We start from the raw sequence: 21121 nt of genomic DNA on the forward strand, positions 1-21121 counted from the left end.
GTTGCGACGAACGGTTGAATCCGCCCTGGATCGCCCGGTCAAGCCGGGCGATGACGGCGGAGAATGAGGCGGGCGCCGCCCTCTGTCAAAACTCGTTGGCGATCTTCGAGAGCATCCCGAGCAGGGCCTCGCGGTTGCTCTGGCCGAGCAAATCGTTCAGCCGGGCCTCGTGCTTGGTGGCGACGAGCTTCTTGGCGCGGGCCAGCACCGCCTTGCCCTTGTCGGTCAGCACCAGGATGTGCGAGCGGCGGTCGTTGGTGGAGCGAATCCGCGTGCAGAGGTCGCGGCTCTCCAGATTGTCGAGCATCGCCACGAAGTTCGGCCTGAGGATGCCGAGCGTGGAGGCGATCTCGGTCTGGTTACGGCCAGGGTTCTTCTCGACCAGGAGCAGCACCGAGAACTGCGCCGGCGTCAGCTGCAGCGAGGCCATGCAGCGCAAAAAATTCTCGAACACTTTGAGCTGCGCCCGCTTCAGCACGTAGCCGAGCTGCTCGGAGAGCTCGCCGAGCTGGAGCGCCTCGTTCTGGGGCTCGGCCGCGTCCTTGCGGGCCTTGGCCGCGTCGGCCGGCTTTTCGGAGGACTTTTCAGCGGTTTTGGAAACGGTCATCGCCTCGTGCTCGCAATCCCGCTAAATTCGGGACGGGTCGGCCCTCACCCTTGAAGTTATATTTGATAATTGTTATGGATCATATCAAATATCGTCAGCGTTTTTCAATGGCTGTGAGCGGACCGTCCACCACTATCGAAGGGACCGGTCCGGATTAGGGGGAGCGTCCGGTCTTGAATACCACCATTATGCTGTTCCTGGTGCAGGACGGCATCACCAATGGCGCGATCTATGCGCTGCTCGGCCTCGCGCTGGTCCTGGTGTTCGCCGTCACCCGCGTCATCCTCATTCCCCAGGGCGAGTTCGTCACTTATGGCGCGCTGACTTACGCCTCGCTGGCGGCGGGCCAGATGCCGGGCACGGCCAAGCTCGCGCTTGCACTCGGCGTCGGCGCCTTCGCCTTCGACCTGTTCGTCGCACGCAAGGCGCTGCACGGGCGGCTGGTCGTGCGCAGCTTCGTCACCAACATCGTGCTGCCGGCCATCGTGCTGGCGCTGACCGTGTACTTCGCCGCCCAGAAACCGCCGGTCGCAATCTGCATCGTGCTGTCGCTGGTGATCGTCGCCATGATCGGCCTGTATCTCTACCGCATCGCCTTCCAGCCGCTGGCGCACACCTCCGTGCTGGTGCTGCTGATCGCCTCCGTCGGCGTCCACCTCGCGCTGCAGGGGCTGGGCCTGTTGTTCTTCGGCGCCGAGGGCCAGCGCGGACCTGCGGTGCTGTCCGGCGCCTTCACCGCCGGGACGCTGCGCTTCACCGGCCAGAGCATCACCGTCTACGGCATCACCATCGCCTTCATCGTCGGGCTCTGGCTGTTCTTCGGCCTGACGCTGTACGGCAAGGCGCTGCGCGCAACCGCCGTGAACCGGCTGGGGGCGCGGCTTGCCGGCATCCGCACCACGCTGTCCGGGCAGATCGCCTTCCTGCTGGCGTCCGTCATCGGCGCGCTCTCGGGCATCCTGATCGTGCCGATCACGACGCTCTATTACGACAGCGGCTTCCTGATCGGCCTGAAGGGCTTCGTCGCCGCGATCATCGGCGGGTTCTCGTCCTTCTATGCCTCCAACTACAAGGAGGTCATCGTCTTCATGCTGCTGATTCCCGTGCTGCTGCTGCGCTCGCTCGCCGCGCCGGCGGTCGAGGAAGAGAAGGACTGACGCCAAGATGCAGAGCCGGCTTCCCATCATCATCTTCGCAGCCGTCATGGCGGCGATCCCGTTCATTCCGGGCGTGCCGCCGTTCTGGATCGTGCTGCTCGACAATATCGGCCTCGCGGCGCTGGTCGCGATGGGCCTCGTGCTGCTCACCGGAGTCGGCGGCCTGACCTCGTTCGGGCAGGCGGCCTTCGTCGGCTTCGGCGCCTACACCACCGCGGTGCTGTCGACGGCCTACGGCATGTCGCCCTGGCTGACGCTGCCGCTGTCTCTGGTCGTCAGCGGGTCGCTGGCGGTGCTGCTCGGGCTGATCACCGTCCGCCTCTCCGGACACTATCTGCCGCTCGGCACGCTCGCCTGGGGGCTGGGGCTGTTCTATCTGTTCAGCAAGCTGGAGTTCCTGGGCCGCAACGACGGCATTTCGGCGATCCCGCCGCTGTCGATCGGCTCGTTCAAGATGCTCTCGCCCGGCTCGATCTATTACGCGATCTGGATCGCTGTGATCCTCTCGGCGCTGCTGACGATGAACCTCCTGGACTCCCGCACAGGCCGCGCCATCCGCGCGCTCAGGCGCGGTCACATCGCCGCCGAAGCCTTCGGCGTGCACACCCCGCGCGCCAAGCTCCTGGTGTTCATCCATGCCGCGGTGCTCGCCGGCCTCTCCGGCTGGCTCTACGCGCATCTCCAGCGCGCGGTGAACCCGACGCCGTTCGGCGCGCATATGGGCATCGAATATCTCTTCATCGCGGTGGTCGGCGGCGCCGGCTATGTCTGGGGCGGCGTCCTGGGCGCGGCGATCGTCGTGGTCCTGAAAGAGGTGCTGCAAAGCTATCTGCCGCTGGTCCTGCCCGGCTCCGGCCAGGTCGAGACCATCGTGTTCGGCATCATGCTGGTGGCGCTGCTGCAGCTCGCGCCCGGGGGTCTCTGGCCCTGGCTGATGTCGTTCCTGCCCGAGCGCGCCAGCGGCAAGAAGCCCGACACCTCGCTGAAGCTCGGGCACCGCACCCGCGCGCCCGGCGAGACCGGCGTGCTGCTTCAGGTCGAGAAGGCGCGCAAGCAGTTCGGCGGCGTGGTCGCGGTCAACAATGTCTCGTTCGACGTCCAGGCCCGCGAGATCGTGGCGCTGATCGGCCCGAACGGCGCCGGCAAGAGCACGACGTTCAACCTGATCACCGGCGTGTTGTCGGCGACCTCGGGCTCGATCTCGGTGCTCGGCAAGAAGGTCGACAACGCGCCGCCGCAGGAGATCGTCAAGCTCGGCATCTCCCGCACCTTCCAGCACGTCAAGCTGGTCCCCGACATGACCGTGCTGGAGAATGTCGCGATCGGTGCGCATCTGCGCGGCCATTCCGGGCCGATCTCTTCCATGCTACGCCTCGACCGCGCCGACGAGGCGAAACTGCTCGCCGAGGCCGCCCGCCAGATCGAGCGCGTCGGCCTCACCGAACAGATGCACCAGCTCGCGGGCAGCCTCTCGCTCGGCCAGCAGCGCATCGTCGAGATCGCCCGCGCGCTCTGCGTCGACCCGATGCTGCTGCTGCTCGACGAGCCGGCCGCGGGCCTGCGCCACATGGAGAAGCAGCGGCTCGCCACGCTGCTGCGCGACTTGCGCGACGGCGGCATGAGCGTTCTGCTCGTCGAGCACGACATGGGCTTCGTCATGAACCTCGCCGACCGCATCGTGGTGCTCGATTTCGGCACCAAGATCGCGGAAGGCACCCCCGCCACGATCAAGACCAATCCCGAAGTGATCAAGGCCTATCTCGGAGTGGCGGCATGAGCGCGCTGTTGTCCGTCACCGACGCACATGTCGCCTATGGCAAGGTCGAGGCGGTGCGCTCGGTCTCGCTCGAGGTCGGGGCCAACCAGATCGTCACCATCGTCGGCGCCAACGGCGCCGGCAAGACCACGCTGCTCTCGGCCATCATGGGCATCCTGCCGCTGAAGGGCCGCGTCGCCTTTGCCGGCCAGGATCTCGCCCGGCTCGATATCGAGGACCGCGTCGCGATGGGCCTCGGGCTCGTCCCCGAGCACCGCGAATTGTTCGTGACCATGAACGTCGAGGACAATCTCGAGCTGGGGGCCTTCCGCATCGAGCGGAGCAAGGCCAAGGCCTCGATGGAGCGGGTCTATGCGCTCTTCCCGCGCCTGAAGGAACGGCGCAAGCAGCTCGCCGGAACGCTCTCCGGCGGCGAGCAGCAGATGCTCGCGATGGGACGGGCGCTGATGGGCGAGCCGAAGCTCCTGATGCTGGACGAGCCGAGCCTCGGCCTCGCGCCGATCATCGTCGCCGACATTTTCCGCATCGTCACCGAGCTGCGCGCCGCCGGCGTCTCCGTGCTGCTGGTCGAGCAGAACGCGCAGGCCGCGCTGAAGATCGCGGACCAGGCCTATGTGATGGAGCTCGGCGAATTCGTGCTCAGCGGCAAGGCCAGCGACATCGCGGCGAACGAACGCGTCGCGGCGAGCTATCTCGGCTTCCAGCACGAAGGCGAGGGCGCGGTCTAGGTCTCTCCTCTCCCTCTCCCCGTTCTTACGGAGAGAGGGTCGGAGTGAGAGGTTGCCTCCACGCAGACGGTGATGACCGAACTTGCAATCTCTCCTCGTCATTGCGAGCGCAGCGAAGCAATCCAGAGCCCCACCGCGGAAAGATTCTCGATTGCTTCGCTGCGCTCGCAATGACGATGTGGATGGAGTAGGCGCGCCATCAACCGGACCGATTCGCGGAAACTCCCCCTCACCCGGAATTTGCTTCGTAAATTCCGACTCTCCCCGCTTGCGGGGAGAGCGAAGAGTCGCTCAACTCGCCTTCTCTCCCTTCAACGCCGCGACTTCCGCCTCCAGCTCCGCGATCCTCGCGTCCCTCGCCGCCAGCGCGGCGGCCACATCTGCCGCGTCGAACTTCTGCGGGATGTGCTGTGGGCAGTTGGTGTCCCAGGCGGCGATCTCGAACAGGATCACCTGCTCCGGCCGCGCACGGTAGCCCTTTGGCATCAGCGACGTGGTCAGCGCCTCGTCGTCCTCGACCACCCGCGCCTCACCCCAGATCTTCACGCGGCGGCGGTGGGCGTAGTCCATCACGAAGATATAGGCCCGGGGATTCTCGGAGAGGTTACCCTGGGTGATGAACTGCTGGTTGCCGGCATAGTCGGCGAAGGCGAGCGTCTGCTTGTCGAGCACCTTGAGGAAGCCCTTGGGCCCGCCGCGGTGCTGGATGTAGGGCTGGCCGTCCGCCGAAGCGGTGGCGAAATAGAAGCTGTTGGCGTCGGCGAGGAAGGCTTCGAGGTTCTCGTCGACCTCGGTGCGCCAGCCGCGCTGCTCGCTACGCGCATAAGCCTCGCGCGAGCCCTTGCGCGCCTGGATCGCCTTCACCGCCGGCGAGAAGGCGACGTCGCTGGCATAGGTGTTGACTGCGGTCGTCATCGGAACATCTCCTGAAAATTCCGGCGCATGTCTGCGTCTTCGCTGCTCAAGATGGACCTGTCGCCCGCTAAAACAATCCAGCCTATTGACACTTCATCATTGCAATATATGCAATAATGCCATGGACCGGCTCGAAGCCATGCACGTCTTCGTCACCGTCGCCGATCTGCGCGGCTTCGCGCCGGCGGCGCGCAAGCTGCGCCTGTCGCCCTCGGCGGTGACCCGGCTGATCGCGGCTCTGGAGGAGCACCTCGGCGCGCGGCTGTTGCAGCGAACCACGCGGCAGGTGACGCTGACCGACGTCGGCGCGCGCTACCTGGAGCGCGCGCGGCGTATCCTCGCCGATGTCGAGGAGGCCGACGGCTCGGCGCGACAGGAGCGCAACCGGCCGAGCGGGCGGCTGGTGGTGTCGGCGCCGGTCGGCTTCGGCCGGCTGCATGTCGGGCCGGTCATGACCGCCTATCTCAAGCGCTATCCCGAGGTCACCTGCGAACTCAGACTATCGGATCATCTGGTGAATCTCGTCGAGGACGCCGTCGATGCCGCCGTCCGTATCGGCCATCTCGCCGATTCCTCGCTGGTTGCGCGCCAGGTCGGCGAGATGCGGCGGATCGTGGTGGCCGCGCCCGGCTATCTCAAACGCCATGGCGAGCCGAAGACGCCGGAGGCCCTGCGCGAGCACCAGACCATCCAGTTCGGGCCGTGGTCCGAATGGCGCTTCCTGCACGACGGCCGCGACATCGAGGTCACGCCGATCCCACGCTACGCCAGCAACAGCGCCGACGCGGCGCTGCAATATGCCGAGGCCGGCGGCGGCGTGACGCGGGTGCTGGCCTATCAGGCCGCCGAGGGCTTGAAACGCGGGCGGCTGAAAATCGTGCTGGCGAAGTATGAGCAGCCGGCACTTCCAATCCACATCGTCTATCCGACCTCGCGCCTGCTTTCGGCCAAGGTGAGGGCGTTCGTCGATCTCGTGGTGGAGACGGCGGAGTGGAGGTTCGGGTGACCATCGTCATTCCGGGGCTCGCGAAGCGAGAACCGGAACGACAACATTAGCCCTTCTTCGGCACCACGCGGAACGTTCCGCTCGCCCGCGCGATTACGGCATCGTCCGCCTTCACCAGGCATTGCGCAAAGCAGATCGTGGAGCCGGTCTTGATGACCTCACCCTCGACCGCGAGCCATTGGCCGATCTCGGCGGCGCCGACGTAATCGACCGACAGCGAGATCGTGACGAAGGACGTCGCCCAGCCCGTCGCCTGCGCGCAGCTATAACCCATGGCGGCATCGGCCAGCGCCGCGATCAGCCCGCCATGGATCAGCCCGCGCGCATTGGTGTGCGGCATCGCCAGCCGCAATCCGATGGTAACGCCCCTCTCGAACTTCCTCGAATAGAGCGGCTCCCAGGGATCGGTGAGCGGTGATTTGCGGAAATGCGGCTCGAAACCGGCGGGGATGTTGGTGGAGGTCATGGCTGTCTCGCGTTGCTGATTGACGGCATTGAACGCGATGTGGATGACGGTTGCACCAATTACAAAGTTTCAAACGGAATTTGCGCGGGCGTTTGAAACGGGCGCGCCTCGTCATTGCGAGCGAAGCAATCCAGGCTGTCTCCGCGGAGGGATTCCTGGATTGCTTCGCTTCGCTCGCAATGACGATGCCGAGAGAGCGATGCCGCTTTAAAATGGCAGCCCGACATAATTCTCCGACAGCGACGTCATCGCGGCCTGCGACTGCGTGACGTAGTCGAGCTCGGCGAGCTGGATGCGGGCGCCGATCGTGCCGGTGTCGGGGAATTTGTGCAACATCGAGGTCATCCACCAGGAGAACCGCACGGCTTTCCAGACACGTGCCAGCGCCTTGGCGGAGTATGCGTCGAGGCCGGCGCTGGATTTCTCGTCGTAGAACTCGCGCAGCGCGCTCGACAGATAATGTGCGTCGCTGGCAGCCAGGTTCAATCCCTTTGCGCCGGTCGGCGGCACGATGTGGGCGGCATCGCCGCACAGGAACATGCGGCCGAAGCGCATCGGCTCGGCGACGAAGCTGCGCAGCGGCGCGATGCTCTTCTCGATCGAGGGGCCTGTGACGAGGCTGTCGGCCGCCTCCTGGTCGAGCCGGCGCTTCAATTCGTCCCAGAAGCGGTCGTCCGGCCATTGGTCGACATGATCGTCGAGCGAACATTGCACGTAGTAGCGGCTGCGCTTGGTCGAGCGCATGGTGCACAGCGCAAAGCCGCGGGCGTGGTTGGAATAGATCAGCTCGTGGCTGACCGGCGGCGTGTCGTACAAAATGCCGAGCCAGCCGAACGGATAGACCCGCTCGAACTCCTCGATTGCCGAAGACGGGACGCTGGCGCGGCTGACGCCGTGGAAACCGTCGCAGCCGGCGATGAAATCGCAGTCGATCGTGTGGGTGACGCCGTCCTTGACGTAAGTCACGCGCGGGTGACTGCCGTCGAAATCATGCGGTTGCACATCCTTGGCCTCGTAGACGGAGATGAGACCAACGGCCTTCCTCGCATTCATCAGGTCGAGCGTGACCTCGGTCTGGCCGTAGATCATCACCGTCTTACCGGTCGCGCCCTTCATGTCGATGCGGTGACGACGACCGGAGAAGGCCAGCTCGATGCCTTCATGCACCAGGCCTTCGGCATGGGCCCGCGCCCCGGCGCCGACCTGGTCGAGCAGGGCGACGGTTCCCTCCTCCAGCAGGCCCGCGCGGATGCGGCCGAGCACATAGTCCGGGCTCTGCCGCTCCAGGATGACGTTGTCGATGCCGTATGCGTGCAGCAGTTGCCCAAGCAACAATCCGGCCGGTCCAGCCCCGATGATTGCGACTTTTGTCCGCAATACTTGCTCCTCTCGATCCTGTAGGCTTTCGTCGCGGCCTGCTTGTCGCAAGGGCCGGCAGACGATAATTATACCATATAATCGTTGGGCAAAAGGGGAGCGGTGGTCGCCCGGGCAGCGACAGATCAATGCAACATGGCTGACGTGGATGGCGCGACGAGCGCGCGTCAGTTCCGGCTTGAACGCGCCGGCCAATTAGATAACATGTTAATTAACGAGACCGGGCCATTGAAGCCCGCCGTCGAAAACAGGGAGAGACGCGTGATGAGAAAAGCCTGTCTGGCGTTGCTGCTGGCAGCAAGCGTGAGCCCTGCGCTCGCGCAGGACAAGACCTTCGATCTGAAGATCTCGCACTGGGTGCCGGCGTCGCATCCGCTGCAAAAATCGCTGGAGGACTGGGCCGCCGCGGTCGAGAAGGATTCCGGCGGCACCATCAAGGGCAAGGTGTTTCCGGCCCAGCAGCTCGGCAAGGCGTTCGATCATTACGACATGGCGCGCGACGGCATTGCCGACGTCACCTATGTGAACCCCGGCTATCAGCCCGGCCGCTTCCCGGTCATCGGCGCCGGGGAATTGCCGTTCCTGATCTCGGACGCCAAGGGCGGCTCGATGGGGCTCGACGCCTGGTACCGCAAATATGCCGAGAAGGAGATGAAGGACGTCAAATATTGCCTCGCCTTCGTCCACTCGCCCTCCTCCTTCCACTCCAAGACCAAGAAGATCGTCAATCCCGAGGACGTGAAGGGCATGAAGATCCGCCCCGCGCACGCCACCATGGCGAACTTCGTCACCTCGCTCGGCGGCACTAATGTGCAGTCTTCGGCGCCGGAAGTGCGCGACATCATCGAGCGCGGCGTCGCCGATGGCGTCACCTTCCCCTGGGGCTCCCTGGTTCTGTTCGGCATCGACAAGGTGACCAAATACGACATGGAGGCGCCGCTCTACACCACGACCTTCGTGTTCGTGATCAACAAGGACAAGTACAATGCGATGTCCGACAAGCAGAAGGCCGCGATCGACAAGAACTGCTCGGTCGAAATGGCGGGCGTGGTCGGCGAGCACTGGGGCAAGTTCGAGGATGCCGGCATTGCCAAGGTGAAGGCGGAATCCGGTCACGAGGTCTACAAGCTGACGGCCGAGCAGACCGCCGCCTGGAAGAAGGCCGCCGAGCCGCTGGTCAAGACCTGGGGCGACAATGCCAAGAAGGCCGGCGCCGATCCCGATGCGGCGCTCGCGGAGCTGAAGGCATCGCTGAAGAAGTACAACGCGCTGGCGGAGTAGGGCTTCGTCAAGGAGCGCGGCGGCGAGGGACATTCTCGCCGCCGTTGTTCTGCAAGTAAGCCGTTAGGAGCGCACGACGCTTGCCCTCCCTCTCCCCGCTTGCGGGGAGAGGGTTGGGGTGAGGGGGAGTCTCCGCAAGGACAGTGACAGCTGGACTCGCGGAGAGTCCCCCTCACCCGGAATCCGCGCTTTCAGCGCGCATTCCGGCCTCTCCCCGCACGCGGGGAGAGGCGAAGGACACCGCCGGAATCGAGAGCGAGAATGACATCACACAGGACACACCCATGAAGCGCGCCTGGATGGATCGCGTGATCGACTCGATCGAATGGATCGCGGCCGGCTTCGTCGGCATCGTCGCGCTCGACATCTTCCTGTCGGTGCTGCTGCGCAACACGCTGAACTATTCGATTCCCGACAGTTTCGACATCGGCCGCATGCTGCTCGGCATCCTCATCTTCTGGGGCATCGCCGCGACCTCCTATCGCGGCACCCACATCACCGTGGACCTGATCTGGGCCAATGTCGGGCCGCGCTACCAGCGCATGATCGACGTGTTCGCGACGCTGGTGCTGCTGTTCGTCGTGACGGTGCAGACCTGGACGCTGTTCGACAAGGTGCGGCTGACCTACAACGACAACGTCCAGACCTTCGACCTGCACATGCCGACCTGGCCTTTCTTTCTCGTCGCCTGGATCGGCGACGTCTGCGCCGTGCTGCTGATCGCGATCCGTACGTACCGGCTCATCTTCCACCCCGAAGACATGCAAGAACCGAAGATCAAGGTGACGGAGTGACCATGAGTACCGACGCCGTCGCCGTCATCGGCTTCGTATCGCTGTTCGTCCTGATGCTGCTTCGCGTGCCCGTCGGCATGGCGATGGGCCTCGTCGGCGTGACCGGCTTCAGCTACCTCGTCGGTTCGACGCCGGCGCTGAAGATGGTGGGCCAGGTCACCATGCGCACGGTGACCGACTACACGTTCGGCGTCATCCCGATGTTCCTGCTGATGGGCTCCTTCGTCAGCAATTCCGGCATGAGCCGCGAGCTGTTCCGCGCCGCCAACGGCTTCGTCGGCCATTTGCGCGGCGGGCTCGGCATCGCCACCGTCGGCGCCTGCGGCGGCTTTGCCGCGATCTGCGGCTCATCGGTCGCGACCGCCGCGACCTTCTCCGCCGTCGCCTATCCCGAGATGCGCCGGTTCGGCTATCCGCAGTCCTTCGCCACCGGCGTGATCGCGGCCGGCGGCACGCTGGGCGCAATGCTGCCGCCTTCCACCGTGCTCGCGGTCTATGGCATCATCACCGAGCAGGACATCGGAAAACTCTTCATCGCCGGCATCATTCCCGGCCTTCTGGCGATGACCATGTACATGATCACGATCTTCCTGATCGGCCATTTCCGCCCCGATTTCCTGCCCAAGGGCAAGGCGACATCGTGGCGCGAACGCTTTGCCGGACTGAAGGACATCTGGGCGCCGGTGCTGCTGTTCATCTTCGTGATCGGCGGCCTCTACGGCCTGCCCTTCCTGCCGCGCTTCACCCCGACGGAAGCCGGCGGCGTCGGTGCCACCGGCGCCTTCATCATCGGCGTGCTGACGGGCCGGCTCGATCGCGAGAAGGTGCTGGCCTCGCTGCTGCAGGCAACGCGCACCGCGGCCGCGGTGTTCACCGTGCTGATCGGCGCCCTGATCTTCGGCTACTTCCTGACGATGACGCAGACGCCGCAGAAGGTCACGGAATTCCTCACCGGCCTCGGCCTCGGCCCCTACGGCGTGCTCGCGCTGATCATGGTGATGTATCTTGTGCTCGGCTGCCTGATGGACGCCATGGCCATGATCATCCTGACCGTGCCGATCATCTTTCCCGTGATCATGCATCTCGGCTTCGACCCGATCTGGTTCGGCGTCATCATCGTGATGACCGTCGAGCTCGGCCTGATCCATCCGCCGGTGGGCATGAACGTCTTCGTCATAAAAAGCGTGGTGAAGGACGTCTCCTTCACCACCATCTTCAAGGGCGTGATCCCGTTCGTGGCGACCGACCTCGTGCGCCTCGTGATCCTGATCGCCTTCCCGCTGCTGGCGACCTGGCTGCCGACGCGGATGATGGCGAACTAGGAAATGCAAAGCGCCACGCGACGTGCTGTTGTTCCCTCTCCCCTTGTGGGAGAGGGTGGCTCGCCGCGCAGCGGCGTGACGGGTGAGGGGTCTCTCTCCGCGAGTGAATCTTTCGCGTCAGAATTCGCGGACGCAACCCCTCATCCGGCGCTTCGCGCCACCTTCTCCCACAAGGGGAGAAGGAAAGGCAGCACCGCTGCCGCGATAAATTGGAGGTGACACATGCCCCCTACCCTCGAAACCAAATACGTCTTCACCATCACCGCCCGCATCGGCGACGTCGTCACCGCCGGCGAGACGGGGATCGGCGTTCGGCGCATCATTCCGATCATCGGCGGCGAGGTGACGGGCGCGATCACGGGCAAGGTGCTGCCCTTCGGCGCCGATTTCCAGACCATCCGCCCCAACGAGCTGATCGATCTCGAAGCGAAATACGCCTTCGAGACCGACGACGGCGCGATCGTCTATGTCGAGAACAAGGGCATGCGCTTCGGTCCGGTCGAGCTGTTGCAGAAGCTCAAGCGCGGCGAGCCGGTCGATCCCAAGCTGATCTATTTCCGCACCGTGCCGAAATTCGAGACCGGCCACGAGAAGTATCGCTGGCTGATGGAGCACATCTTCGTCGGCTCAGCCGCGCGGCACGCGGATCGCGTGGTCATCGACGTGCACCAGGTCATGTGAGGGGCTGCCACCGCGTCATTGCGAGCGCAGCGAAGCAATCCAGAGTCCCTCCGCGGAAAGATTCTGGATTGCTTCGCTGCGCTCGCAATGACGGAGGATGTGGCAACAGCAGCATGTCAAATACTCCCCGAAGCCTCTGACCGCCGGGTCAGGCCCCAGCAATCCAATCCCTGCCCCGGGGGTGATATCGTCCACCTTGACTCCCCCAGAATTCGTTATACAACATAACTATTCTGACAAGGACGCAAATGACACAGGGAAACGCCGAGACCGCTGCCGCGGGCCCGTCCGGGCTGCTCCGGATCGAGAGGGCGGACCGGGTTCTGACCGTTGGTCTGAACCGGCCTGCCAAGCGCAATGCGCTCAATGACGGCATCATCCTGGAAATCGGCGAGTGTTTTGCGAACCTGCCCGAGGACATCGGCGCGGTCGTGATCCACGGCATCGGCGACCATTTCTCCTCAGGTCTCGACCTGTCCGAGCTGACCGAGCACGACGCGACCGGCGGCCTGCTCCATTCCCAGATGTGGCACCGGGTGTTCGACCGCATCCAGTACAGCCGCGTGCCCGTGATCGCCGCGCTCAGGGGCGCCGTGATCGGCGGCGGCCTCGAGCTCGCCTGTGCCGCGCATATCCGCGTCGCCGAGCCCTCGACCTATTTCGCCCTGCCCGAGGGGCAGCGCGGCATCTTCGTCGGCGGCGGCGGCTCGGTGCGGCTGCCGCGGCTGATCGGCGTCGCCAGGATGATGGACATGATGCTGACCGGGCGCGTCTATAGCGCGACCGAGGGCGCGTCCTACGGCTTCGCACAATATCTGACGGAGGCCGGCAACGGGCTCGGCAAGGCGCTGGAGCTTGCGACCAAGGTCGCCTCCAACGCGCCGCTGACGAACTTTGCCGTGCTCCAGGCGCTGCCGATGATCGCGGAGGCCAATCCGCAGACGGGCCTGTTGATGGAATCGCTCATGGCGACCGTCGCGCAGAGCGACAAGGAAGCCAAGCGCCGGATCCGCGAATTCCTCGAGCACAAGACCGCGAAGGTGAAGCCAAAGCCATGAACGCGCAGCCGTCCTCTTCCAGCACGGAGCGCGGCGCGAGCACTTTCCCGCTGCGGCCCATCTCGTTCGGCGATCCCGTCGTCAACATCGAGCGGCGCGACGACGGCACGATTTACCTGCGGCCCAAGCAGCCGCTCGGCGACTATCCCCTCCGCATCACCGATCGCCTGCATCATTGGGCGAATACGACGCCGGACCGCGTTTTCATGGCCGAGCGCGAAGGCGGCCGCGGCTGGCGCAAGATCACCTATGCCGAGCTGCTCATCGCGAGCCGGCACATCGCCTCGAGCCTGATTGCGCGCGGATTGTCCGCAGAGCGACCTGTCGTCATCCTCTCCGGCAATTCGATCGACCACGCCCTGCTCGCATTTGGCGCGTTCTATGCCGGCGTTCCGTTCTGCCCGGTGTCGCCGGCCTATTCGCTGGTGTCGAAGGATTACGGCAAGCTGTCCTATCTGATGAAGCTGCTGACGCCCGGCCTCGTCTTCGCCGAGGAAGCCGACAAATTCGCCGACGCGCTCGCCGCCAACGTCTCGCTCGGCACCGAGATCGCGGCGTCCTACGGCCGCGTGCCGGGCCGCGACGTCACCCTGCTCGCCGACCTCATGGCGACGCCGATCCGCGGCGATCTCGACGACGTCCACGGCCGGATCGGGCCTGATACGATCGCGAAATTCCTGCTGACCTCGGGCTCGACCGGCAACCCCAAGGCCGTCATCAACACCCAGCGCATGATCTGCGCCAACCAGGTGATGCTGCGCGAGACACTCGCCTTCCTCAAGGACGAGCCGCCCGTCATCATCGACTGGCTGCCCTGGAACCACACCTTTGGCGGCAACCACAATATCGGGCTGACGCTCTACAACGGCGGCTCGATGTATCTGGACGCCGGCAAGCCAGTGCCCGGCGGCATCGAGGAGACCGTGCGCAATCTCCAGGAGATTTCGCCAACCGTCTATTTCAACGTGCCCAAGGGCTACGAATCGCTGCTGCCTTACCTGCGCGACGACCAGGGCCTGCGCGCAAGGTTCTTCGACCGGCTGCATGCGATGTTCTTCTCGGGCGCGGCGCTCTCGCCGTTCGTCTGGAACAGCCTCGACGAGCTCGCGGTGAAGGAAAAAGGCTACCGCGTGCCCATGCTGACCGGCCTCGGCGCCACCGAGACTGCGCCGTTCTTCATGTCGGTCAATCCGCGCACCAGCCGCTCCGGCCATGTCGGCCTGCCCGTCTCGGGCAACGACGCCAAGCTGGTGCCGAACAACGGCAAGCTGGAGGTCCGCTGCAAGGGGCCGAACGTGATGCCCGGCTACTGGCGCCAGCCCGACATCACGGCAAAATCGTTCGACGAGGAAGGCTTCTACAAGCTCGGCGATGCGCTCAAGCCGGCCGATCCCGACGATCTCAACGCCGGCTTCGATTTCGACGGGCGGATCGGCGAAGACTTCAAGCTCGCCAGCGGCACCTGGGTCAGCGTCGGCCCCCTGCGGGCGCGCTTCGTGGCGGCCTGTGCGCCGCTGGTGCGCGACGTCGTCATCGCCGGCATCAACCGCGACGAGATTTCGGCGCTCGTGGTGCTCGATCTCGACGGCTGCCGGCTGATCAACCCGACGCTGCCGACCGACGATCTCGTCGTCGCGACACGCGACCGCCTGGTGCGCGAGGCGTTTCGCGAGCGCCTGACCGGTTTTCTCGCCTCGGCCACGGGCTCCTCGACACGGATCACGCGCGCGATCCTGATGGACACGCCGCTGTCGATCGACAAGGGCGAGGTCACCGACAAGGGCTCGATCAATCAGCGCGCGGTGCTGGAGCATCGCGGCGAGCTGATCGAGGAGCTCTACGCTGCCAATCCATCGAACCGTGTGATATCGGTCGGGTAAAATCATCGCCAAAGGAGAACGCCATGTTGTTGAAGGATCAGGCAGCCATCGTCACCGGCGGCGCATCGGGACTGGGCGCTGCGACCGCGCGCAAGCTGGCGGCGCAGGGCGCAAAGGTCGCTGTGTGCGACCTCAACACCAAGCTCGCGGAAACCGTCGCCGCCGAGATCAAGGGCGTCGCGGTGACCTGCGACGTGTCCGATGCGGCTTCCGCTGAAGCCGCGATCGCGCAAGCGGCGAAGGCCCACGGCCCGGCCCGCGTGCTGGTCAATTGCGCCGGCATCGGCGTTGCCAAGCGCGTGGTCGGCCGCGACGGCCCGATGGCGCTCGCCGATTTCGACAAGGTGATCAAGGTCAACCTGATCGGCACCTTCAACATGCTGCGCCTCGCCGCGACGGAGATGTCCAAGCTCGAGCCGCAGGCGACCGGCGAGCGCGGCGTCATCATCAACACCGCCTCCGTCGCCGCCTATGACGGCCAGATCGGGCAATCCGCCTATTCGGCATCCAAGGGCGGCATCGTCGGCATGACCTTGCCGATCGCGCGCGAGCTCGCGCAGTTCGGCGTCCGCGTGCTGACGATTGCGCCCGGCCTGTTCCTCACGCCGCTGCTCGCCAACCTGCCGCAGGAGGCCCAGGACTCGCTCGCCGCCGCGATCCCCTTCCCGCGCCGGCTCGGCAATGCCGACGAGTTCGCCGCACTCGCGCTGCACATGGTCGAGAATGCCTACCTGAACGGCGAAGTGGTGCGCCTCGACGGCTCGCTGCGCATGGCGCCGAAATAAGGCGCCCCGCATGTTCGTGAACCGGCGCGAGGTCCAGATCCAGTGGGGCGATTGCGACCCCGCCAACATCGTCTATTACCCGCGCTATTTCGCGATGTTCGACGATTCGACCTCGACCCTGTTCGAGGTCGCCGGCTTCTCCAAGCAGGACCTGGTCCGCAAATACGGCCTGGTGGGCATTCCCATGGTCGACACGCGGGCCAAGTTTTACATCCCCTCGACCTATGGCGACTGGATCACCATCGAAACCAAGATCGAGAGCATCAAGCGCTCGAGCTTCGAGGTGAAGCACAACGTCTACAAGGGCGAGGCGCTGGCGATCGAGGGGTTCGAGACCCGCGTCCTCGTCGGCCGCGACCCCGTTAACCCCGACAAGCTGAAATCGGCACCGTTCCCGGCGGAAATGGTAGCCAAATTCACGGGGAGCTAGAGCCCGGAGCTAAATCGCCGCATCACCAAAAGAGGGGGCTGAATTACCCCCCGATTTCTGCTTTCAAAGAAACACGTCAAGGGAGGAACAGATGAAACGCTTTTATTTGACCGCTGCCATCACTGCGGCCGCGCTGGCGCTGCCCGCATTGCCTGCGCTCGCCCAGACCAGCGAAATCACCATCGGCATCACCACCACCACGACCGGCCCGGGCGCAGCCCTCGGCATTCCCGAGCGCAACGCGCTGGAATTCGTGCCGAAGGAGATCGGCGGCGTGCCGCTGAAGGTGATCGTGCTCGACGACGGCGGCGATCCAACCACCGCGACAACCAACGCCCGCCGCTTCGTGACCGAATCCAAGGCCGACATCATCATGGGTTCGGCGCTGACGCCGCCGACCATAGCGGTCTCCAACGTTGCCAACGAGGCCGGCATCCCGCATTTCGGCCTGGCGCCCTTCCCGATCACGCCCGAGCGCATGAAGTGGTCGGTCGCGATGCCGCAGCCGATTCCGATCGTGGGCAAGGTGCTGTACGATCACATGAAGTCCAAGGGCGTGAAGACGCTCGGCTACATCGGCTATTCCGATTCTTACGGCGACCTCTGGTTCAACGACCTCAAGGCTCAGGCCGTGCCGATGGGCATGACCATCGTTGACGAGGAGCGTTTTGCCCGTCCGGACACCTCGGTGACCGGACAGGTGCTGAAGCTGGTCGCAGCCAATCCCGACGCGATCCTGGTCGGCGCCTCCGGCACCGCAGCCGCGCTGCCGCAGACCGAGCTGCGTGAGCGCGGCTACAAGGGCCTGATCTACCAGACCCACGGTGCCGCCAGCATGGACTTCATCCGCATCGCCGGCAAAGCCGCGGAGGGCGTGCTGATGGCCTCCGGTCCGGTCATGGACCCCGAGGACCAGCCAGACAGCGCCCTTACCAAGAAGCCGGGCCTCGCGCTGAACTCGGCCTATGAAGCCAAATATGGGCCCAACAGCCGCAGCCAGTTCGCCGGCCATTCCTATGACGCGTTCGAAATCCTCAAGCGCGTGATCCCCACGGCGTTGAAAACCGCAAAACCTGGCACGCCGGAATTCCGCGAAGCCATTCGCCAGGCGCTGCTGACGGAGAAGGAGCTGGCGGCGAGCCAGGGCGTCTACAACTTCACCGAAAAGGACCGCTACGGCCTCGACGAGCGCTCGCGCATCCTGCTCACGGTGAAGGACGGCAAGTACACGCTGGTGAAGTAGCCGCTGCGAAGGGTTTGAGACGACGAGAGCCGGCTCACAGAGCCGGCTCTTTTTGTTTTGGCGTTGAGAATAGGCGGTGCGCCGGTGGCGGTGCGCTCCCTCTCCCGCTTGCGGGAGAGGGCTGGGGAGAGGGTGTCGCCGCGTTGGGATTGCCAAGGCTTAGAGAAAAAATCCCCTAGCGGAGAGAACCCTCACCCGACGCTTCGCGTCGACCTCTCCCGCAAGCGGGAGAGGTGCATCGAGCCCGTGGCTGCACCGAACGCTAAGCCGCCTGCCGCAGCGGGGTCCAGGCGAACTCCGGATAGTAATTGTCCATCATGCGGTCGACATAGGCGGTGAGGTTCAGAAATCCTTCGGCGCGCTCGCGCAAGGCCGATTCGAAGAAGGGCGTCAGGATCCCCGCCAGCGCGCCGAAGGCAGTGGCATCGACGCCGCAGGGCTTGTTGCCCATCATGTACGCCTTGTCTCCGAGCTGCACCGACAGCGCGAACAGCGAGCGCACCGCGAGATCGACATCGTCATCGGGCGCATGGCGGCCGAGCCCGGAAAGCAGATAGTTCTCGGCGACGCGGAATTGCGCGTCCTCGCGCAGCTTCTCGCGGTTGTGCTCCGGCGCGCCATCGAAGAAATGCGCAGGGCCCTTGGCGAAGTTGACCGGATCGACCCAGCGCGCGCCGACCAGCGCCCAATAGACGTGATGCTCGATCATGCGCTCGAACGCCCAGGCCTGCGCGCGTTCCTGCAACGAGAGTCCCGCGTCGAAATCGAAGCCGTAGCGGCGCTCGATATGGGCGCGGATGAAGGTGGAATCGGCCACCGCCTCGCCGCCGTCGTCGATGAAGGGCAGCTGACCCTTCGGCGAAGCGGGCGGCATCGCCCGCTCCTTCCGGTAGGGCAGTCCCGCCATCTTGAGCTGCACCTCCGTCTTTGTGACGAAGGGGCTGATTTCCGGCAGGCCAAAGCCGGCGCCGAAACCGTAAAGCGTGATCATGCAAGCTCTCCTGAACCTGTCGAACGAGTTGATGGAACCTAGCGGTCGGCTGCTGCCACCATGGTGGCAGCAGCCGTGATATCTTCTGCGAAGCGGGCTCCTCGCCAGGCGCGACCCATCAGTTGGCGGACCAGCGCATCCGCGGCATGGATCAACGAGCGCGTCACGGCGGTCGCGAGCGCAAGGCGGAGGTCGACGACCGTGGAATCAAGTGAAACGAGGCGGCTGAATGCCCAAGCCTGCCACGCCTGGACCTGGAAAGGCTGGCTCCGCCACAACGGGCCGGCCGGGCCGAAATGGGTTGGAATGATCATGGACAAATCCTCTTCAGTCGATGTGTTGTCCCGGTATAGAACTCCCCTGCTGCCAACCTTCTGTCAGCAGCCGCGCGCCGCCTTCTGAAAAGACCACCTAAAAAGCAGCGACAAGAGACCCGTCATGAGACGCGCCGACCGGCTGTTTCAAATCATCCAGGTGCTGAGGCGCACGCGTAAGCCGCTGACGGCGGACGCGATTGCGGCCGAGCTCGAGACCTCGAAGCGCACCATCTACCGCGACATCGCGACACTGATCGGCCAGCGCGTGCCGATCCGCGGCGAAGCCGGCATGGGTTACATCCTGGAAAAGGGTTTTGACCTCCCGCCGCTCATGCTGACACCCGACGAGATCGAGGCGGCGGTGCTGGGTGCACAATGGGTCGCGGGCCACGCCGACTCCACGCTGGCGCGCGCGGCCGAGGACTTGATGGCCAAGATCGCCGACACCGTGCCTGAGCGCCTGCGGCCCTTCGTGCTGGAGCCGGCGAGCCGGGCGCGGCCGAGCTGGAACAGGGAGCCGGACCGCCTGGACATGGCGCGCACCCGCACCCAGATCCACGAAGGCAAGAAGATCATGCTGCGCTATCGCGACGAGCAAGGCCGCCCCAGCGAACGCGTGATCTGGCCGATTTCGGTCGGCTATCTCGAAGCGGTGCGGCTGCTGGCGGCCTGGTGCGAGCTGCGCGGCGACTTCCGCAGCTTCCGCACCGACCGTGTGGTCGAGGCGACCTATCTCGACGAGAAATATCCGGAGCGGCGCGACGTGCTGCGGGCAAGATGGCGGCAGAGCCTGGTCTGGGGCCCGCCGAAGGACACGTGACGAGGATGGAACGGACCACGCCCCACGATCTGTCGAGCTGTTGCCAGGGCTGCGGCGCCTGCTGCGGTTATTCGGCGAACTGGCCGCGCTTCTCGATCGAGAGCGACGAGGAGCTTGCCGCCATTCCCGAATCGCTGGTCAACGAACGCCAGTCCGGCATGCGCTGCGAGGGCGATCGCTGCTCGGCCTTGCAGGGAGAGATCGGAAAGATGACGGCCTGCGGAATCTATGCCGTGCGGCCGGAGGTTTGCCGCACCTGCATGCCGGGCGACGCCGAATGCGCGATGGCGCGGCGGAAGTTTGGCTTGCCTGCGATAGAGGTCGCTTAGGCGGGAACGGCTTCGCCGATCTCGTCGTCGAGCTCGTCATCGAGCGGTGCGAGCACCGAGAGCGGCTTGGTCGACAGCGTGATCGGCTTGCGCCCGCCCGACAGCGACGGCGAGGATTTCGCCGTGCTTTCGCGCGACAGCGCGTAGAGCGTCGAGCCGACGCGGCCGCCATTCTCGATCAGGTCGCGCTCGCTGCAGCTTGCGGCGATCGCGACCGCCAGCGAGTGCAAATGGCTGCGCCGGTAGCAGAACAGCGCCAGCTTCGCGCGCGCGTCAGGGGAAACACTCTCAACCAGCCTCGGCAGCCCACTCTCGCTGGCGCGATACATCTCGCCAAGGAGTTCGTCGCGGACCGGGCAGAAATCGCTTTCAAAGGCGTCGCGGCTTGAAAACATTGCAGTTCTCCCTCGTGTCAGGAAGATGCCGCGCAATTCTCTAATGAAAGGTTAACCACGCGGCCCGGTAGTCACCCGGAGTGCTTGCGCCGCGGCCGCGAATCAGAGGCGCCGGGGGCGCAAATGCTCTCCCAGCGTGATGGCCGGGCTTGTCCCGGCCATCCACGGAGAACCAAGCGGCACGAAGAACGTGGATGCCCGGGACAAGCCCGGGCATGACGACCATTCGTGATGCACGCGATAGCTTCCAGCCAGACGCCGCAAGAGGGCAGCAGTCAGTTCGCCGCCATGAAGATGGAGAGGCCGAACCCGGTAAGGTGATGCAGCGCCTGATCGAAGCCGATCAGGGTCCAGAACCAGGGATGCGCAAGGTCGACGCCGAAATTCGCGGAGACGAACCCCTTGGCGCGGTCGATCGTGATATGGATCACGAAGTCGATGAACGCCACGAACCAGAATTTCGGGGCCACGATCAGGATCAGCGGCAGCGCAACCGCGAGGTGAACGAGGCAGTGCACCAGGAGCGGCAGGGCCCAACCATGTTTCTGGTCCTTGCCGTGCGCCATCCAGGCGGTCTGGAGAACGAAATCGCCGATGATGTGCTTGAACGTGAGCAGCAACATCCAGCCAATGAGCGCTTCAACCGGAATCGCCGATGACATGGGTGGAAACGACAAGCTGACGCCTCATTGACGTGACGAGAAGAATTTGGAGCGTTCAGCGCAACTTCTTCTTGGACCGGTCAAAATCGCCGGGACGCGT

General features: G+C 64.8%; 23 protein-coding genes. 15 read left to right on the top strand and 8 right to left on the bottom strand.

What is annotated here, in order from left to right; all coding sequences use genetic code 11:
- Positions 1-85: 85 nt before the first annotated feature.
- A complete protein-coding gene (locus AX729_RS37535) occupies positions 86-607 on the bottom strand; it encodes a MarR family winged helix-turn-helix transcriptional regulator (RefSeq protein ID WP_061029915.1) in 522 nt (173 codons plus the stop codon).
- Positions 608-780: 173 nt separating this feature from the next.
- Between AX729_RS37535 and AX729_RS37540 the strand changes: the two genes are divergently transcribed.
- The 3 genes from AX729_RS37540 to AX729_RS37550 are packed head-to-tail and all read left to right on the top strand — an operon-like array spanning position 781 to position 4269.
- Positions 781-1764, top strand: a complete 984-nt coding sequence (locus AX729_RS37540; protein WP_061029917.1) for a branched-chain amino acid ABC transporter permease — start codon at positions 781-783, stop codon at positions 1762-1764.
- A gap of 7 nt (positions 1765-1771) precedes the next feature.
- Positions 1772-3541, top strand: a complete 1770-nt coding sequence (locus AX729_RS39310) for a branched-chain amino acid ABC transporter ATP-binding protein/permease (protein ID WP_061029919.1) — start codon at positions 1772-1774, stop codon at positions 3539-3541.
- Positions 3538-4269: an ABC transporter ATP-binding protein gene (locus tag AX729_RS37550; RefSeq protein ID WP_061029920.1), complete on the top strand. Its 732-nt coding sequence runs from the start codon at positions 3538-3540 to the stop codon at positions 4267-4269. The genes AX729_RS39310 and AX729_RS37550 overlap by 4 nt, the downstream gene beginning before the upstream one ends.
- Before the next feature lie 291 nt (positions 4270-4560).
- Here AX729_RS37550 and AX729_RS37555 read toward each other — a convergent pair whose 3' ends face one another.
- A complete protein-coding gene (locus AX729_RS37555) occupies positions 4561-5184 on the bottom strand; it encodes a pyridoxamine 5'-phosphate oxidase family protein (protein ID WP_061029922.1) in 624 nt (207 codons plus the stop codon).
- 121 nt (positions 5185-5305) lie between these two features.
- On the opposite strand from AX729_RS37555, the gene AX729_RS37560 reads away from it, so the two are divergent.
- Positions 5306-6190, top strand: coding sequence for a LysR family transcriptional regulator (locus tag AX729_RS37560; protein WP_061029923.1), 885 nt, complete (start codon positions 5306-5308; stop codon positions 6188-6190).
- Between the two features lie 46 nt (positions 6191-6236).
- On the opposite strand, the gene AX729_RS37565 is transcribed toward AX729_RS37560, so the two are convergent.
- Entirely contained in the window at positions 6237-6656 is a 420-nt protein-coding gene (locus AX729_RS37565) for a PaaI family thioesterase (RefSeq protein ID WP_061029926.1), read from the bottom strand.
- A 207-nt stretch (positions 6657-6863) separates the two neighbouring features.
- The gene (gene pobA, locus AX729_RS37570) at positions 6864-8033 is read right to left on the bottom strand and encodes a 4-hydroxybenzoate 3-monooxygenase (RefSeq protein WP_061029928.1); all 1170 of its coding nucleotides are present in this window, start codon (positions 8031-8033) and stop codon (positions 6864-6866) included.
- Between the two features lie 264 nt (positions 8034-8297).
- Here pobA and AX729_RS37575 point away from each other — a divergent pair, with 264 nt between their 5' ends.
- The 9 genes from AX729_RS37575 to AX729_RS37615 all read left to right on the top strand — a co-directional run bounded on the left by AX729_RS37575 (position 8298) and on the right by AX729_RS37615 (position 17507).
- Entirely contained in the window at positions 8298-9314 is a 1017-nt protein-coding gene (locus AX729_RS37575; protein WP_061029930.1) for a TRAP transporter substrate-binding protein, read from the top strand.
- A gap of 284 nt (positions 9315-9598) precedes the next feature.
- Positions 9599-10108 (top strand): TRAP transporter small permease, encoded by a 510-nt coding sequence (locus tag AX729_RS37580; protein WP_061029932.1) that lies wholly within the window; start codon positions 9599-9601, stop codon positions 10106-10108.
- A 2-nt stretch (positions 10109-10110) separates the two neighbouring features.
- Positions 10111-11430: a TRAP transporter large permease gene (locus AX729_RS37585; protein ID WP_061029934.1), complete on the top strand. Its 1320-nt coding sequence runs from the start codon at positions 10111-10113 to the stop codon at positions 11428-11430.
- A 222-nt stretch (positions 11431-11652) separates the two neighbouring features.
- Positions 11653-12111: a DUF3237 domain-containing protein gene (locus AX729_RS37590; protein ID WP_061029935.1), complete on the top strand. Its 459-nt coding sequence runs from the start codon at positions 11653-11655 to the stop codon at positions 12109-12111.
- Positions 12112-12359: 248 nt separating this feature from the next.
- Complete coding sequence (locus AX729_RS37595) at positions 12360-13169, top strand: crotonase/enoyl-CoA hydratase family protein (protein WP_061029936.1); 810 nt, start codon at positions 12360-12362, stop codon at positions 13167-13169.
- Positions 13166-15049: a feruloyl-CoA synthase gene (locus AX729_RS37600; protein ID WP_061029938.1), complete on the top strand. Its 1884-nt coding sequence runs from the start codon at positions 13166-13168 to the stop codon at positions 15047-15049. Before AX729_RS37595 ends, AX729_RS37600 begins: the two co-directional genes overlap by 4 nt.
- A 23-nt stretch (positions 15050-15072) precedes the next feature.
- Positions 15073-15834 carry an SDR family NAD(P)-dependent oxidoreductase gene (locus AX729_RS37605; RefSeq protein WP_061029940.1) on the top strand — a complete coding sequence of 254 codons (762 nt, stop codon included), beginning with the start codon at positions 15073-15075 and terminating at the stop codon, positions 15832-15834.
- Between the two features lie 10 nt (positions 15835-15844).
- Entirely contained in the window at positions 15845-16264 is a 420-nt protein-coding gene (locus AX729_RS37610; protein WP_061029942.1) for an acyl-CoA thioesterase, read from the top strand.
- Between the two features lie 91 nt (positions 16265-16355).
- On the top strand, positions 16356-17507 hold the full coding sequence (locus AX729_RS37615; protein WP_061029944.1) for an ABC transporter substrate-binding protein: 1152 nt from the start codon (positions 16356-16358) through the stop codon (positions 17505-17507).
- 262 nt (positions 17508-17769) lie between these two features.
- Here the strand turns inward: AX729_RS37615 and AX729_RS37620 are convergent, their stop codons facing one another.
- Positions 17770-18498 (bottom strand): glutathione S-transferase family protein, encoded by a 729-nt coding sequence (locus AX729_RS37620; protein WP_061029946.1) that lies wholly within the window; start codon positions 18496-18498, stop codon positions 17770-17772.
- A gap of 38 nt (positions 18499-18536) precedes the next feature.
- On the bottom strand, positions 18537-18812 hold the full coding sequence (locus tag AX729_RS37625; RefSeq protein ID WP_061029948.1) for a hypothetical protein: 276 nt from the start codon (positions 18810-18812) through the stop codon (positions 18537-18539).
- 124 nt (positions 18813-18936) lie between these two features.
- Here AX729_RS37625 and AX729_RS37630 point away from each other — a divergent pair, with 124 nt between their 5' ends.
- Together AX729_RS37630 and AX729_RS37635 are read left to right on the top strand one after the other, a co-directional pair.
- Positions 18937-19635: a helix-turn-helix transcriptional regulator gene (locus tag AX729_RS37630; protein ID WP_061029950.1), complete on the top strand. Its 699-nt coding sequence runs from the start codon at positions 18937-18939 to the stop codon at positions 19633-19635.
- A 5-nt stretch (positions 19636-19640) separates the two neighbouring features.
- A complete protein-coding gene (locus AX729_RS37635) occupies positions 19641-19964 on the top strand; it encodes a YkgJ family cysteine cluster protein (protein ID WP_061029952.1) in 324 nt (107 codons plus the stop codon).
- Here AX729_RS37635 and AX729_RS40880 read toward each other — a convergent pair.
- On the bottom strand, positions 19961-20359 hold the full coding sequence (locus AX729_RS40880; RefSeq protein ID WP_061029954.1) for a hypothetical protein: 399 nt from the start codon (positions 20357-20359) through the stop codon (positions 19961-19963). The genes AX729_RS37635 and AX729_RS40880 overlap by 4 nt on opposite strands.
- A 275-nt stretch (positions 20360-20634) precedes the next feature.
- On the bottom strand, positions 20635-20982 hold the full coding sequence (locus AX729_RS37645) for a DUF3307 domain-containing protein (RefSeq protein ID WP_061029967.1): 348 nt from the start codon (positions 20980-20982) through the stop codon (positions 20635-20637).
- Positions 20983-21121 lie beyond the last annotated feature (139 nt).

This window comes from Bradyrhizobium sp. CCH5-F6, assembly GCF_001556045.1.
In the GTDB taxonomy this organism is placed as follows: domain Bacteria; phylum Pseudomonadota; class Alphaproteobacteria; order Rhizobiales; family Xanthobacteraceae; genus Bradyrhizobium.